At 74.5% G+C, this 15,036-nt stretch carries 13 protein-coding genes and 1 pseudogene; 8 read left to right on the top strand and 6 right to left on the bottom strand.

Annotation, left to right across the window (positions count from 1 at the left end; translation table 11 throughout):
* From ACWDCZ_RS30125 to ACWDCZ_RS30115, 3 genes and pseudogenes are all read left to right on the top strand, one after another.
* Positions 1-137, top strand: a pseudogene (locus tag ACWDCZ_RS30125) (iron-siderophore ABC transporter substrate-binding protein); the annotation flags it as partial.
* Between the two features lie 496 nt (positions 138-633).
* Positions 634-1,497 carry a helix-turn-helix domain-containing protein gene (locus ACWDCZ_RS30120; RefSeq protein WP_049656226.1) on the top strand — a complete coding sequence of 288 codons (864 nt, stop codon included), beginning with the start codon at positions 634-636 and terminating at the stop codon, positions 1,495-1,497.
* Positions 1,494-1,709, top strand: a complete 216-nt coding sequence (locus ACWDCZ_RS30115; protein WP_049656225.1) for a DUF397 domain-containing protein — start codon at positions 1,494-1,496, stop codon at positions 1,707-1,709. The genes ACWDCZ_RS30120 and ACWDCZ_RS30115 overlap by 4 nt, the downstream gene beginning before the upstream one ends.
* A 189-nt stretch (positions 1,710-1,898) precedes the next feature.
* Here the strand turns inward: ACWDCZ_RS30115 and ACWDCZ_RS30110 are convergent, their stop codons facing one another.
* Positions 1,899-3,014 (bottom strand): ADP-ribosylglycohydrolase family protein, encoded by a 1,116-nt coding sequence (locus ACWDCZ_RS30110; RefSeq protein ID WP_049656224.1) that lies wholly within the window; start codon positions 3,012-3,014, stop codon positions 1,899-1,901.
* Between the two features lie 212 nt (positions 3,015-3,226).
* Complete coding sequence (locus ACWDCZ_RS30105; RefSeq protein WP_449817480.1) at positions 3,227-5,815, bottom strand: bifunctional FO biosynthesis protein CofGH; 2,589 nt, start codon at positions 5,813-5,815, stop codon at positions 3,227-3,229.
* Positions 5,816-5,997: 182 nt separating this feature from the next.
* Here ACWDCZ_RS30105 and ACWDCZ_RS30100 point away from each other — a divergent pair, with 182 nt between their 5' ends.
* From ACWDCZ_RS30100 to ACWDCZ_RS30090, 3 genes are read left to right on the top strand one after another with little or no spacing between them, the layout of a single operon-like run.
* Complete coding sequence (locus ACWDCZ_RS30100; protein ID WP_449817479.1) at positions 5,998-7,257, top strand: LolA family protein; 1,260 nt, start codon at positions 5,998-6,000, stop codon at positions 7,255-7,257.
* Between the two features lie 3 nt (positions 7,258-7,260).
* Positions 7,261-8,343 carry an ABC transporter ATP-binding protein gene (locus ACWDCZ_RS30095; protein WP_449817478.1) on the top strand — a complete coding sequence of 361 codons (1,083 nt, stop codon included), beginning with the start codon at positions 7,261-7,263 and terminating at the stop codon, positions 8,341-8,343.
* A complete protein-coding gene (locus ACWDCZ_RS30090; RefSeq protein ID WP_387974709.1) occupies positions 8,330-9,223 on the top strand; it encodes an ABC transporter permease in 894 nt (297 codons plus the stop codon). Before ACWDCZ_RS30095 ends, ACWDCZ_RS30090 begins: the two co-directional genes overlap by 14 nt.
* Here the strand turns inward: ACWDCZ_RS30090 and rarD are convergent.
* A complete protein-coding gene (gene rarD, locus ACWDCZ_RS30085; RefSeq protein ID WP_387974711.1) occupies positions 9,213-10,208 on the bottom strand; it encodes an EamA family transporter RarD in 996 nt (331 codons plus the stop codon). The genes ACWDCZ_RS30090 and rarD overlap by 11 nt on opposite strands.
* A 166-nt stretch (positions 10,209-10,374) precedes the next feature.
* Positions 10,375-11,223 (bottom strand): SDR family oxidoreductase, encoded by an 849-nt coding sequence (locus ACWDCZ_RS30080; protein WP_049659738.1) that lies wholly within the window; start codon positions 11,221-11,223, stop codon positions 10,375-10,377.
* Between the two features lie 102 nt (positions 11,224-11,325).
* Here ACWDCZ_RS30080 and ACWDCZ_RS30075 point away from each other — a divergent pair, with 102 nt between their 5' ends.
* A complete protein-coding gene (locus ACWDCZ_RS30075; RefSeq protein WP_074001251.1) occupies positions 11,326-11,727 on the top strand; it encodes a winged helix-turn-helix transcriptional regulator in 402 nt (133 codons plus the stop codon).
* Positions 11,728-11,768: 41 nt separating this feature from the next.
* Here ACWDCZ_RS30075 and ACWDCZ_RS30070 read toward each other — a convergent pair whose 3' ends face one another.
* Complete coding sequence (locus ACWDCZ_RS30070) at positions 11,769-12,536, bottom strand: TetR/AcrR family transcriptional regulator (RefSeq protein WP_449817477.1); 768 nt, start codon at positions 12,534-12,536, stop codon at positions 11,769-11,771.
* Between the two features lie 60 nt (positions 12,537-12,596).
* On the opposite strand from ACWDCZ_RS30070, the gene ACWDCZ_RS30065 reads away from it, so the two are divergent.
* A complete protein-coding gene (locus ACWDCZ_RS30065) occupies positions 12,597-12,845 on the top strand; it encodes a DUF6011 domain-containing protein (protein WP_449817476.1) in 249 nt (82 codons plus the stop codon).
* A gap of 26 nt (positions 12,846-12,871) precedes the next feature.
* On the opposite strand, the gene ACWDCZ_RS30060 is transcribed toward ACWDCZ_RS30065, so the two are convergent.
* Positions 12,872-14,794, bottom strand: coding sequence for a hypothetical protein (locus ACWDCZ_RS30060; protein WP_449817475.1), 1,923 nt, complete (start codon positions 14,792-14,794; stop codon positions 12,872-12,874).
* Positions 14,795-15,036 lie beyond the last annotated feature (242 nt).

The following is a 15,036-nucleotide window of genomic DNA, read 5'->3' as shown; positions in this document are numbered from 1 at the left end:
CCGTCTCCATCGTCCGCTGGAACCCCACCGGCCCGAGCTGGATGGAGAAGAAGCAGTTCGCCAGCGGCGTCGCCCTGGACATGGGCCTGACCCGCACGCCCGCCGCACGCCCGCCGGCACCGGCCGCGCGTCCGACGCCAACGGCCGCGCACCCGGCGGCGCACGCCGCCCCGCTCGCACCGCCCGAGGGCGCCGAGCGACCCGACGCACGACCGGTACCACCGGCGCCAGGAGCACGACGCGCACCGGCCGCACCGGACGCACCACCGGCACCACCAGCACCGAGGGGCGGTCGCCCCGCGACGCGAGTCGCCCGGCGACCGCCCCTTCGCCGTCCCCGGACGCCCGGCAACCGCCCGCCCCCCGCACGCGCCGGGGCAGGTGCGGGCCGGTCCGGGGACGGCCTCCGCAGTACCTGTCCGAGTCGTCCGAGCCGCATTACCACCTGGGGGCTTTCGCTGTCTCGCGGAAGTGCTTTTCCGATGATCTGTTCTACCGCGCTGCTGTGATTCCCCGGCGCCGACCTGGCCCAAGGTGACATGCTGCTCCAAGTCAGGGGGGTTGGTCCCAATGTCCGAAGTGTTCCGAGGACTGCCGTTCCAACGAGCACCAGAGGTCCGGCCGGAGGTCGAAGTGTCCGCCAACGTCAATCCCACCGTGCGCCGTCGGCGCCTCGGTTCGGAGCTGCGCAAACTCCGTGAGGGCCTCGGCATGACGGCGGAGGAGGTCGCCGGCCGGCTGATGGTCTCCCAGTCGAAGATCAGCCGGTTGGAGAACGGCCGGCGCAGCATCAGCCAGCGCGACGTGCGCGACCTCTGCGACGTCTACAAGGTGCCCGACGACCAGTTGCGCGCCAGCCTGATGGAGATGGCCAAGGAGTCCCGCCAGCGCGGCTGGTGGCACGACTTCAACGACATGCCGACCCCGTACAGCGTCTACATCGGGCTGGAGGCCGAGGCCTCCTCGATCCGCGCGTACGAGTCCTCCTTCGTCCCCGGCCTGCTGCAGACCGAGCACTACGCCCAGGCCGTGGTCGAGGGCACCCAGCCGGACACCGACGCGGTCGCCGTGCAGCGCCGGGTACAGGTCCGGATGAAGCGCCAGGAGCGCGTCCACGGCGAGAACCAGCTGGGCAGCCTGTGGACCGTCATAGACGAGGCGGTGCTGCGCCGCGAGGTCGGCAGCAAGGCGGTGATGGCCCAGCAGCTGCGGCAGATGCTGGAACTCAGCCAGCGCCCGAACATCACCATCCAGGTGATCCCGTTCTCGCACGGCGCCCATCCCGGAATGACCGGGACATTCTCGCTGCTGGAGTTCCCCGAGTCAGCCGATTCCACAGTTGTCTACTTCGAAGGTGTGACGAGCGATCTCTACCTGGAGAAGGAGGCGGACGTGCGCCGCTATACCGGTCTGTACGACTACCTGAGAGCGGCCGCACTCGGTGTCTCGGAGAGCCGGTCGCTGATAGCCGACATCGAGAAGGAATTCCACGAATGATCACCCCGTCCGAGTACGGAACCCCTTGGCACAAGAGCAGTCACAGCGGGGGCCAAGGCGCCTGTGTGGAGATCGCCGTCCCCGGCGCGGGGGAGGTGGCCGTCCGGGACTCCAAGGACCCCCGGGGCCCCCAACTGCGCTTCTCGACCGAGGCGTGGAACACCTTCGCCTCGGCGGCGGCGGGCGGCGCCTTCGGCGAGCTCCCGGGCTGACCCCCCTCCGGTTCCGCACTCGGACCAGTTGCCCGTAGCGGTGTCCGTCGCCCGTCGGCGGCCGGCGCTACGGGCAACTCCCGTTCCGGGGGCCGCCCCGGCCCGGCCCGGCTCCGGTCCCGAGGGCCGGTCCTGAGGGCCGGTCCTGAGAGCCGGTCCCGGTGCAACTCCGGCACTCAAGGCCCCGGTTCAGCCCGCCACCGGGTAGCGGGTGGTCCAGTTGGCGCCCTCCGGGGTCCGCCGGTCGTGCAGTTCGGTGCCGTGCACCAGCTCCATCACGAAGTCATCGGCGAGTTCGAGGATCGCCCCGCGCCCTTCGAGCCCGGCCAGCAGGCCCGGCGGCAGCGCGGTGTCCCCGTGCAGCGCCCCGAGCAGGTTGCCGCAGATCGCGCCGGTGGAGTCGCTGTCCCCGGAGTGGTTGACGGCGAGCAGCAGGCCCGAGCGGACGTCGTGCGCGACGAGGGCGCAGTAGACCCCGATCGCCAGCGCCTCCTCGGCGACCCAGCCCTCCCCCAGCGCCTCGACCCGCTCGGCGGACGGCTCGCCGGCCCGCACCGCGTCCAGGGCGGCCCGCAGCGCCGCGGTGGTCTCCTCGTGCGCCGACCGCTCGGAGAGCAGGGCGAGCGCGAGGTGGACGCCCTCCTCCAGGGTGCCGCCGCGGGCGACGGACTGGACGATCACCGCGAGCGCGCCCGCCGCGAGGTAGCCGGTGGGGTGGCCGTGGGTGAGCACCGAGCACTCCACCGCGAGCTGGAACACCAGGCCCGGCTCCCAGGTGGTGAGCAGTCCGAAGGGCGCCGCCCGCACCACCGTGCCGCAGCCCTTGGAGTGCGGGTTCTTGGGGGCCTCCAGGGTGCCGAGCCGCTCGGCGTGGGCCCCGCTGAGGCCGGACAGGCAGCCCTGGCCGGGGGCGCGCTGGGCGTACAGCCACTCCTCGCGGCCGAGCCAGCCGAGGTCGGGGCGGCGCTCGTCCGGGCCCCAGTCGCGCTGGGTGGCGGCCCAGCGCAGGTAGGCCAGGTGCAGGTCGGTGGGCGGGTGCCAGCTGCCGGTGTCCCGTCGGATGTGGGCGCGTATCAGTCCGTCGACGGTGAAGAGGCTGAGCTGGGTGTCGTCGGTGACGGCGCCGGTGCGCCCGTACGCGGGGACGTAGCCGGTGACGCCCTGCGGGCCGTGCTGGGCCCGGATCTTCTCCAGCGACTCGAACTCGACGCCGGCTCCGAGCGCGTCGCCGATGGCACCGCCGAGCAGACAGCCCCGCACCCGGCTGCGGTAGTCCTGCTGCTGGGCGCGTGACCACAGTGGCATCACGACGGGGCGCCTTTCCTCGGGCGTGTGGGGGTCCGCGCGACGCTCGGCCGGGCGCGCGCCCTCGCACTGTATTCGAAGAGCCGGTCGGACCGGCCCCGTCCCCCGGACTTCGGCGCACCCGTCCCCGGGAGTTCACCGCCCCGTCCCGGCCGCCGCCCGTACGGCGGCCGGGACGGCGACCGGGGCGGCGGCCGGGACCGTCGCGGGCCTCAGTCCAGCACCGGCAGCAGCTCCGGCAGGTGCCCGTCCGAGGCCAGCGCCGCGGCCCGCCGTTCGGCCGGCACCTCGCCGTAGGTGGTGGTGCGCTGGCGGTGCGGGCGGCCCGCCGCCTCGGCGATCGCCTGGAGGTCGCGCACCGACTTGTAGCTCCCGTACGCCGAGCCGGCCATCCGCGAGATGGTCTCCTCCATCAGCGTGCCGCCGAGGTCGTTGGCGCCCGAGCGGAGCATCTCGGCCGCGCCCTCGGCGCCCAGCTTGACCCAGCTGGTCTGGATGTTGGGGATGTGCGGGTGCAGCAGCAGCCGGGCCATCGCGACCACCGCGCGGTTGTCCCGGGCGCTCGGGCCGGGCCGGGCGATGCCGGCCAGGTAGACCGGGGCGTTGGTGTGGATGAACGGCAGGGTCACGAACTCGGTGAAGCCGCCCGTCCGTTGCTGGATCCCGGCGAGCAGCCGCAGGTGGCCGAGCCAGTGCGCCAGGGTGTCCACGTGCCCGTACATCATCGTGGACGAGGAGCGGATGCCCAGCTCGTGCGCGGTGGTGACCACCTCGACCCAGGTGGCGGCCGGCAGCTTGCCCTTGGTGAGCACCCAGCGGACCTCGTCGTCGAGGATCTCGGCGGCGGTGCCCGGGATGGTGTCCAGGCCCGACTCCTTGGCGCGCTGCAGCCAGTCCCGGATCGACAGCCCGGTGCGGGTCGCGCCGTTGACCACCTCCATCGGCGAGAAGGCGTGCACGTGGATGCCGGGCACCCGCTCCTTCACCGCGCGGGCGATGTCGAAGTAGGCGGTGCCGGGCAGGTCCGGGTGGATGCCGCCCTGCATGCAGACCTCGGTGGCGCCCACCTCCCAGGCCTGCGCGGCCCGGTCGGCGACCTGCTCCAGGGAGAGGGTGTAGGCGTCCGCGTCGGTGCGCCGCTGGGCGAAGGCGCAGAAGCGGCAGCCGGTGTAGCAGACGTTGGTGAAGTTGATGTTCCTGGTGACGCAGTAGGTGACGTCGTCCCCGACGGCGTCCCGGCGGACGTCGTCGGCGATCCGGCAGAGCGCGTCCAGGGCCGGGCCGTCCGCGTGGAACAGGGCCAGCGCCTGGTCGTCGGTCAGCCGCGCCGGGTCGTCCGCGGCCACCGCCAGGGCCTCCCGGAGGTCCCCGGAGAGGTGCTCGGGCGCGCCCTTGGCGAGCACCTGCTCGCGCAGCACCTCCCAGTCGCCGTACACGTCCTCGAAGTCGGCCCGGCGGTCGCCGGTGCGGCCCTCGGTGTCGACGGCGGTGTGCAGGTCGGTGCGCCCGTACGACTCCGGCAGGTCCTCGGGCTCCTGCCAGGGCAGGCCGCGGACGACGGCGTCCGGGTTCGCCAGGCCGGTGGCCGGGTCGGCCAGGGCGCGCACGTGCGGCAGCACCCGCGGGTCCAGCCAGGGCTCGCCGCGCAGCACGTACTCGGGGTAGACGGCGAGGCGCTCGCGCAGCTCGAAGCCGGCCGCCGCCGAGCGCTCGGCGAGGCGCTCGATCTGCGGCCAGGGGCGCTCGGGGTTGACGTGGTCGGGGGTGAGCGGGGAGACCCCGCCCCAGTCGTCGACGCCGGCCGCGATCAGCCGCTCGTACTCGCCGTCCACCAGGTTCGGCGGGGCCTGGAGGCAGGCGGCCGGGCCCATCAGGTGCCGGGCGACGGCCACCGTGGCCACCAGCTCGTCCAGTTCGGCGTCCGGCATGCCGCGCATCGCGGTGTCCGGCTTGGCCCGGAAGTTCTGCAGGATCAGCTCCTGGACGCCGTGGTAGGCGCGGGAGACCCTGCGCAGCGCGAACAGCGACTCGGCGCGCTCCTGGTGCGTCTCGCCGATGCCGATCAGCAGGCCGCTGGTGAACGGGACGGAGCTGCGCCCGGCGTCCTCCAGCACCCGCAGCCGGACGGCCGGCTCCTTGTCCGGGGAGCCGAAGTGCGGGCCGCCGGGCTCGCTCCACAGCCGGGTGGCGGTGGTCTCCAGCATCATGCCCATCGAGGCGGAGACCGGCTTGAGCCGCTGGAAGTCCGTCCAGCCCAGCACCCCGGGGTTGAGGTGCGGCAGCAGGCCGGTCTCCTCCAGGATGCGGATCGACATGGCGCGCACGTAGGCGATGGTGTCGTCGTAGCCGTGCGCGTCCAGCCACTCGCGGGCCTCGGGCCAGCGGTCCTCGGGCTTGTCGCCGAGCGTGATCAGGGCTTCCTTGCAGCCGAGTTCGGCGCCGCGGCGGGCCACCTCCAGCACCTCGTCCGGGGACATGAACATCCCGTGCCCGTCCCGGCGCAGCTTCCCGGGGACGGTGGCGAAGGTGCAGTAGTGGCACTTGTCGCGGCAGAGCCGGGTGAGCGGGATGAAGACGCTCTTGGAGTAGGTGATGACGCCGGGGCGGCCGGCCGCTTCGAGTCCGGCGTCGCGGACCCTCGCGGCGCTCGCGCAGAGGTCCAGCAGGTCCTCGCCTCTGGCCTGCAACAGCACGGCGGCCTCGGTCACGTCGAGGGCGACGCCGTCCCGGGCGCGGCGCAGGGCGCGGCGCATCGCGTTCGCGGTCGGCGGGGTGCTGGAGTCCGTGGCGGTTCCGTCCATGGCGCGACCCTACGCCAGGGGTGGTACCGCGGGTGGATGCAACCCTGAGGCGGCATCAGGGTCGGCGTACCCACGAAGGTCAACCCGATCTGGCCCCACAGAGCGATGACGGCGGCGGCGCGGCGGCCTCTAATGGAAGGGCAAGGCCAACCACACGTGTTCGCGGAGGAGTTGAGGACGCCATGACCAATGAGAAGGCGGCGGGGGACGATCTGGACGCCGGTACGCCGTACCGCTCCCGACGGCGCGTACTGATGCGCGCCGGGGTGCCGGTGGCGGTGGTCGCCGCGATCGCCGCGGGGGTGGGACTGGTCCCGGCACTGGCCGCCGACAGCGCGCCCGACCTGCCGGCGGTGAGCGCGGAGCAGCTGGTCGCCAAGGTGCTCGGCTCCGAGACCCAGGCGCTGTCCGGGTCGGTCGCCATCTCGACCGACCTCGGCGTGCCCGGCCAGCTGCTGAGCGGCGCCGCCGGCCTCGGTGGGGCGGTCGGCGGGCACGGCGGTGACGGCGGGGGCTCCACCGCGGACCCGCAGTCCAAGCTGCTCGGCCTGCTCGGCGGGGACCAGACGCTGCGGATCGCGGTGGACGGCCCGGACCGCCAGCGGGTGGACGTGCTGGAGAAGATGGCCGGCTACTCCATGGTCCGCAACGGCGACCAGGCCTGGGCCTGGGACAGCTCGTCCAACTCCGCGGTGCACATGACCGGTCGGGCCGCCGGCCAGGAGCACGCCAAGACGCCGCTGTCCGAGCTGCCGACCACCCCGCAGGAGGCCGCCAAGCAGTTCCTGGCCGCGAGCGCCGGCACCACCTCGGTGACCGTCGCCGGGACGGCCAAGGTGGCCGGGCAGAACGCCTACCAGCTGAGCGTGAAGCCCACCCAGTCCGGTTCGACCCTCGCCGAGGTGCGGATCGCGGTGGCCGCCGACAACGGGGTGCCGCTGTCGGTGGCGGTGAAGTCCATCGACGGCAGCACCGTGCTGAACGTCCGCTTCACCCAGGTGTCCTTCGCCCGGCCGGACGCCAAGACCTTCGACTTCACCGCCCCCAAGGGCGCCAAGGTGACGGAGCAGAAGGCGCAGGACGCGGCCAAGGGCGCGCCGGGCGACGCCCGGGAGCACCTGGACGCCGGGGCGCCCGCGGGCCTCGACGTGATCGGCGAGGGCTGGACGACGGTCCTCGCCACCCGGCTGCCCGCCGCGGTGGACGGGGCCGCGGACGGCGCGCCGAAGGGCGACGCCAAGGGCGGCAAGCACGGCGGCCACGGGGCGGGGGCCGGTCAGTCGCTGAACCCGCAGTCGATGGTGAAGTCGCTCGGCAAGCCGGTCGCCGGCGGCACCCTGGTGAGCACCAAGGTGCTCAACGTCCTGCTCACCGACGACGGCCGGGTCCTGGCCGGCGCGGTGACCCTGCCGGTCCTCCAGCACGCCGCCGGGGTGAACTGACGGATGACCCAGGCTCCCGTAACGGGGGACGTTACGGAGCCGGCCGGGGGTCCGGGCGCCGCGTCGCGCCCGGCCCCCGCGCCCGTGCCCGCTCCTACCGCCCCTTCGACTCCCACTCCTTCGGCTTCCGCTTCTGCTCCGGCTTCCGACGACGTCATCCGGACCCGCGGCCTGACCAAGCGCTTCCGCGGCGGCCAGCTCGCCGTGGACGGACTGGACCTCGCCGTGCCGCGCGGCTCCGTCTTCGGCTTCCTGGGCCCCAACGGCTCCGGCAAGACCACCACCATCCGGATGCTGATGGGCCTGATCGCCCCCACCTCGGGCGCGGCCACCGTCCTCGGCGAGTCGATGCCGCAGTCCGTCGCCACCGTGCTTCCCCGGGTGGGCGCGCTGATCGAGGGCCCGGCCCTGTACGGCTTCCTCACCGGACGGGACAACCTGGTGCGCTTCGACGCCGCCGACCCGACCGCCGACCCGCGCACCCGCCGCCGGCGCGTCGACACGGCCCTGGACCGGGTCGGCCTGAGCGCCGCGGCGGGCAAGAAGGCCCGCGCGTACTCGCTGGGCATGAAGCAGCGCCTGGGCCTGGCCTCCGCGCTGCTCCAGCCGCGCGAGCTGCTGGTGCTGGACGAGCCGACCAACGGGCTGGACCCGCAGGGCATGCGGGAGATCCGGACGCTGGTCCGGGAGGTCGCGGCGGAGGGCACCACGGTGTTCCTCTCCTCGCACCTGCTGGACGAGATCGAGCAGGTCTGCACCCATGCCGCGGTGATGTCCCGGGGCCGGCTGGTGGTGCAGGGCACCGTCGCCGAGCTGGCCGCCCGGGCGCAGGGCCGGCTGGTGGTCCGCACCCCGGACGTGGCGCGGGCAGCGGAGGTGCTGGCGGCCCACCGGGTCACCGCCCTGGTGCCCGGCGAGGACCGGGTGGACGGCGAGCCGGGCGTCCTGGACGAGGAGGCGCTGCCCAGGCTGTGCGCGGCGCTGGTCGGGGCCGGGGTGCGGGTGCACGGCTTCGGGCTGGAGCGGGGCACGTTGGAGGACGCCTTCGTGGCGCTGACCGGGGAGGGCTTCGATGTCGCGGGCTGAGGCACCGGCCGAGGGCGGGACGCTGCCGTTGACGACCGGCCGGCGGCCGCAGACGGCGGCCGGGTTCCTGGCGCTGTTCCGCAGCGAGCTGCACCTGACCTTCCGCCGGATGCGCACCAAGGTGCTGCTGGGCATCCTGGCGGCGCTGCCGATCCTGATCGGGGTGGTGGTCAAGCTCAACACGGACAGTCCGCACCAGGGCGGCGGCGGTCCGAGCTTCATCGCGCAGACCACGCAGAACGGGCTGTTCCTGGTCTTCACGGCGCTCGCGGTCGCGCTGCCGGTCTTCCTGCCGATGACGGTCGGCGTGGTCGCCGGGGACTCGGTGGCGGGCGAGTCGGCCGCCGGGACGCTGCGCTACCTGCTGGTCGCCCCGGCCGGGCGGACCAGGCTGCTGGCCGCCAAGTTCACCGCCGGGCTGGTGTTCTGCCTGGCGGCCACGGCGGCGGTCGCGGTGACGGCGCTGGCCGCGGGTGCCCTGCTCTTCCCGCTCGGCCGGGTCACGCTGATCTCCGGGGACACCATCGGCCTCGGCGACGCGCTGCTGCGCGCGCTGCTGGTGGCGCTGGTGGTCGCGGCCTCACTGGCCGGGCTGGTGGCGATCGGGCTGTTCGTCTCCACGCTCACCGGCAGCGGCATCGCGGCGATGGCCGCGACCGTCGGGCTGGTGGTCACCGTCCAGATCCTGGACGTCTTCCCGCAGCTGCACGCCGTCAGCCCGTTCCTGTTCTCCCACTACTGGCTGAGCTTCGCGGACCTGCTGCGGGCGCCGATGTACTGGGACGGGGTGCTGAAGGACCTCGGCCTCCAGGCCGCCTACGTCGCCGTGTTCGGCTCGGCGGCCTGGTCCCGCTTCACCAGCCGGGACATCAGCGCGTGACGGCCTCCGGGGCGGCCGCGGGGGTGGCCGCCGCCGCGGGGGCGGGCTGCGGCACCGCCGCGGCGGCCCGCACCGCGCGGTCGGCCCGCACCTGGCGCAGCGCGTCCCAGGTGAGCAGCGCGAGCGCGACCCAGACCAGGCCGAAGCCGGCCCAGCGGGCGGGCGGCATGGACTCGTGGAACACCGCGACGCCGATCAGGAACTGGAACACCGGCGCCAGGTACTGCAGCAGGCCGAGCACCGTCAGCGGCACCCGGACGGCGGCCGCGCCGAAGAACAGCAGCGGGATCGCGGTGATCACCCCGCTGAGCATCAGCAGCCCGGAGTGCCCCCAGCCGTACGAGCCGGCCACCGTGTGCCCGAAGGTGCCGCGCCCGCTGACCTCCAGGTAGACCAGGTAGCCGAGGGCGAACGGGAACATGAAGGCGCTCTCGGCCGCCAGGCTCTCCAGGCCGCTCAGCCCGACCTGCTTCTTCAGCAGGCCGTAGGTGGCGAAGGAGAGCGCCAGGGTGAGGGCGATCCAGGGCAGCTGCCCGTACGCGACGGACAGCACCGCGACGGCGGCGGCGCCGATGCCCACCGCCGTCCACTGGGCGCCGCGCAGCCGCTCCTTGAGCACCAGGACGCCGAAGCCGATGGTGACCAGGGGGTTGATGAAGTAGCCGAGGCTGGTCTCGACCACGTGGCCGGCGTTGACGGCCCAGATGTAGACGCCCCAGTTGACCGAGATCACGGTGGCCGCGCCGGCCAGCATGGCGAGCCGGCGGGGCTGGCGCAGCAGCGGGCGTATCCAGCCCCAGTGCCGCTGGGCGACCAGCAGCAGGACGACCGCGACCAGGGACCAGACCATCCGGTTGGCCAGGATGTCGTCCGCGGCTCCCGGCTCCAGCAGCGGCCAGAACAGGGGGAAGAGGCCCCAGATGCCGTACGCGGCGACGCCGTACCAGAGGCCCCGGCCGTTGTCCTGCTGGTCTGTTCCCGCCATGGCCGAGTGCCCTCCCGCGCGCGTGTGTCGATGGCGACGGTAGCGGGCGGGAGGGGCGACTGTCATCTCCGTTTCCGGATTTTGGTCATGACATTGCCTGCATGCTGGACCCGTCCGGAGTTCCGGGAGCTCAGGGCGGGTGCCCCGGGGGCCGGGAGCCGTCGTCTCAGGCGTCGAGGGCCGTGCGGACGGACTCGGCCAGCGGGACGGTCGGGCGGCCGATCAGCCGGGCCAGGTCGCCCGGGGTGCCGGCCAGCTCGCCGCGCGCGATGCCCGCGTCCACGTCCACCAGGGCCTCGGCGAAGCCCTGCGGCAGGCCCGCGCCGACCAGCGCGTCCAGGTGCTCGGCCGGGGTGACGTCCCGGTGCCCGACCGGCTTGCCGGAGGCCTTCGCCAGCTCGGCGGCCAGCTCGGGCAGGCTCCACGCGGCGTCGCCGCTCAGCTCGTACACCCGGCCCTCGTGGCCCTCGCCGACCAGGACGGCGACCGCCGCGTCCGCGTAGTCCCGGCGCGGGGCGGTGGCGACCCGCCCGTCCCCGGCACTGCCGAGCACCACGCCGCGCGCCACCGTGCCGGCCGCGTCGCCCAGGTAGTTCTCGGTGTACCAGCCGTTGCGCAGGAACGCGTGCGGCAGCCCGGAGGCCAGGATCAGCTCCTCGGTCGCCTTGTGCTCGTCGGCCAGCCGGAAGGTGGCCGCGCCGGGGATGCTGGTGTAGGCGAGCAGCGCGACCCCGGCGGCCTTGGCGGCCTCCACCACGGCCCGGTGCTGCGGGATCCGGCGGCCGACCTCGCTGCCCGAGATCAGCAGCACCCGGTCGCCCTCGGCGAAGGCGCCGGCCAGGGTCTCCGGCTTGTCGTAGTCGACCACGCGGACGGCGACGCCGCGCGCGGCCAGGTCGGCGGCCTTCTCGGCGGAGCGGACGGCGACGGCCACCTCGCTCGCGGGGACCTGGGCCAGCAGGCCCTCGACGACGAGACGGCCGAGCTGGCCGGTGGCACCGGTGACGACGTACATGGTGAAGCTCCTCGGGGTTCCGTTTGCGGTTCTGGCCTCGGAACTCACCCTAGGGGTGGCACTAACCTTTCGAAAGTACGCACTTCAAAGTAGGGTACTGACATGAAGGTAAGCGAGATGAAGGCCGGCGGACTGCCACCCGCCGACGTCTTCGACCGGATGTGTCCGTCCCGGGGCGTGCTGGAGCACGTCACCAGCCGCTGGGGCGTGCTGGTCCTGGGCGCGCTGAACGAGCGCGGCTACCGGTTCAGCGAGCTGCGCCGCAAGGTCACCGGGGTCAGCGAGAAGATGCTCGCCCAGACCCTCCAGACGCTGGAGCGGGACGGCTTCGTGCTGCGCGAGGCGCACCCGGTGATCCCGCCGCGGGTCGACTACAGCCTCACCCCGCTGGGGCGCGAGGCGGCGGAGCTGGTCGCGGCGCTGGCGCACTGGTCGGAGCGGCGGGTGCCGGAGGTCGAGGCGGCGCGCCAGGGGTACGACGGACGGGCCGCCGCCCTGCGGTGAGGCCGCCTCCCCTCGGTGATCGGGCGGGCCGCCGGCCTCGGCTACCGCCCCGCGACGAGGGCGGCGAGCCCGTCCAGGACCCGGGCCAGGCCGAAGGCGTAGGCGTGGTCCGGGCTGTACGCGCCGCCGTGCGCCTCGCCGGCCGCGGCCCCGACCCGGGCGGCGACCGGGTAGCGCTCGGCGTCGAAGACCCGGGCGAGCAGGTCGGCGTTGGCGGCCCACCACTGCTCGTCGGTCATCGCGCTGTCCTGCCGGGCGGCGCGCTCGTCGGCGGCCATCCGGGCACAGGTCTGGACGAAGCCGAGCAGGTGGGTCAGCGCGGCGTCCAGGTCGACGTCGGGCAGCCCGGTGCCCTCGAAGGCGCGCAGCTCGTACTCGTACTTGGCCATCAGGCCGGGCCCGAGCGGCGGGCGGCTGGTGGAGACGGCGGCGACCCACGGGTGGGCGCGGTGCAGCGCCCGGTTGTCGTCCGCGACGGCGGTGACCCGGGCGCGCCAGCCCTCCCCGGCCGGGGTGCTGCGGGGCATCGTGGCGTAGACGGTGTCCAGCATCAGGTCGAGCAGCTCGGCCTTGCCCGGCACGTAGGTGTAGAGCGCCATCGGGGAGAGGCCCAGCTCCTGCGCGACCCGGCGCATGGTGACGGCGTCCACGCCCTCGGCGTCGGCGAGGGCGATCGCCACGGCGGCGATCTCGCCGGTCGAGCGCGCCTGCCGGGGCCCGCGCCGGCCGGGCTTCTCCTCGGCGGTGAGCCCCCAGAGCAGGGCCAGGGTGCGGGCCGGGTCTCCTGCGCTGCTGCGGTCGGTGGCCATGGGGCCATCGTTTCACGCACCGGCCGGGGCCCTGACGGCGCGGACGGCTACCGTCTCACCATGACCAGCCCGACCACCCCTCCCGGCCTTCCCGGACCGACCGGCCCTTCCGGACCGGCCGAGCCCGAGCCGCTCCCCGGGACGGACACCGCGCAGACCCTCCGCCCGCGGGTGACCTGCCGCCGCTGCCACCGGCCGCTGCACGACCCGGAGTCGCGGATGCTGCGGCTGGGCCCGGAGTGCCGGGACCCGGCGGAGCGGGTCGCCCGGTACGACGTCGACCAGGAGCCGCTGCCCGGGGTGGGTTAGGCCCTCTGAGCCTCAGCCCCGGCCGATCAGCCCCGGCCGAAGAGGCGGCGCAGCCGGCCGCGCCGGGGCTCCTCCTCCGCGGCCGCCGCTGCCGGGGCCTGCGGCTCCGACTCCTGCGGCTCCGGCTCCGCCCCCGCGTCGGCGGCATCCTCCCGGGCCGTCAGGTGGCGGGCGAGCGCGCGGTCCTCGGCGGACGTCCAGGGCGCGGCGAGCACCAGCGCGGACAGCGAGCGCAGGATCGTCACCGCCCGGGTGCGGCGGGCCCGGGCGCCGTGGTGCAGCCGCTGCCGGAGCAGCTCGGCGATGTCGGCCCTGGTCCGCGGCTGCGTCCAGCCGATCGCGACCAGCGCGAAGCCGGCCGCCTCGACCACCCAGTCCTCCGGCCCGAGCAGCAGGTCGCGCAGCACCCGGCGGCGCTCGGAGCCCTCCCAGGGCTGGTCGGCCCGGTGGTGGGCGATGCCGAGGCAGGCGAAGACCTGGACGGCCCGCACCCAGAGTTCGGGCTGGTGGGCGAGCAGGGCGCGGCCGAGGTCGTCCTCGCGCGGCACCGGCGGGTGGACCAGGACGCCGAGCAGGTCGTCCAGCGGCAGTCCGGCCAGCCGGACGGCGTGGTCGTAGGCGGCGGGGACGGTCGGCCAGAAGATCTCGGCGGTGGCCCGGACGAGTTCGGCGCTCTGCGGCGCGGGCGGGTCGACGGCCGGGCGCGGGTCGGTGCCGTCCCAGGCCCAGATCCGGGTGGTGGGCTCGGTCAGCGGCAGCCGGGGGTCGGGCTCGCCGACGGCCTGGTAGCGGACGGTGGAGCGCGGCAGCGCGAGCCGGACGGCCAGCACCGAGCTGGGCGGCTCCACGGTGGAGGCCGTGCACTCGATCTCGGTGTCGCGGCTGGTGTCGGCGGCGGCGAGCACCTGGTGCAGCACGTTGACGGTGGCCTCGGTGGCGCCGGAGACCAGGCCGAGCCAGGGCTCCCGGTGGCTCAGCCGCTCCAGCAGCTCCTGGGCGTACCCGTGCTCGGGGTGGGCGCGGTTGTGGTCGGCCAGGGCGAGCAGGTGCGCCGGGTCGCCGTCGAGGGCGTGGCGCAGCCCGTACCGGGCCGGGCCGGCCTTGGGGTGGTCGGGCACGGCGGCGAGCACCCGGTCCAGCCAGGGCAGGCCCTCGGCGGGGCGGCCGAGCGCGCCGTACAACTCGGCGACGTCGACGGCGAGGTAGCTGTTGGAGTCGTCGAGGTCCGGTGCGACCCGCTCCAGTTCGGCCTCCCAGACGGCGAGCGCCTGCTCCGGGCGGCCGGCCGAGCGCAGGGCGTTGCCGAGCATCACGGCGGGCAGGTAGCCGGGGGCCGACCGGTGCGCCCGGTCGGCGAGTTCGACGGCGCGGGCGGTGTCGCCGAGCCGGCGGGTCAGGCCGGAGGCCATCGCCAGCAGCAGGACGTGGTCACCGTGGCGGTCCAGCACGGCCTGCACGAAGTCGTGGAACGGCCGTACGGCTTCGGCCGGTTCGGCCGGGAGCGGGTCGGGCAGCGCGCCGGTCGCGCGGGCCACCGCCTGGGCGACGGCGTCCGGGTCGACCAGGCCTGGCAGGTCCTCGCGGGCGAGCCAGGCGGCGTGCGCCCAGGGGCGGGCCGGCTCGGCCTGGATGGCGGAGGCGAGCAGTCCGACGGCGGCGTTCCAGTCCCCCGCCGCGGCCTCCACGTGGGCCCGGCAGACCGCCGTGCCGAGGTACACCCGGCCGTCCAGCGGGAACAGCTCGCGGGCCGCCGCCGGTCCGCCCGCCGCGGCGCACAACTCGGCCAGCGCCTCGTGCAGTTCGGGCAGTTGGGGGGCGGCGAGGATCGCGTCGCCGAGGTGCTCGGCGGCGTGCGTCAGGTCCCCGGAGTCGATCGCCAGCCGGGCGACCGCGACCTCCCCCTCGGCGGCCAGGCGCTCGGCGCCCTCGTCGTCGGTGTGACCGCTCATGCGCCCCTGCTCCCCCGGTTGTGCCGTCCGACTCGGAAGGAGGCTATCCGGTACGACCGACAGCCCGGTGATCACCCCGAGGGCGGCCGGCGTCCAACGACCGGATCGGATACGACCCGTACGAGTGGTTTAGACCTCCGTTGGACATATTTGACGCTTTCCGCCCGCCAGGATGGCGGAGGCCCTTCGCGAACCTTCGCGAGCTGTCGAGACCCTTCGCGACTCTTCGCGGATCTTTGTGA

It is taken from the genome of Kitasatospora sp. NPDC001225 (assembly GCF_053597855.1).
This window is presented reverse-complemented; position numbering and strand designations above follow the sequence as displayed.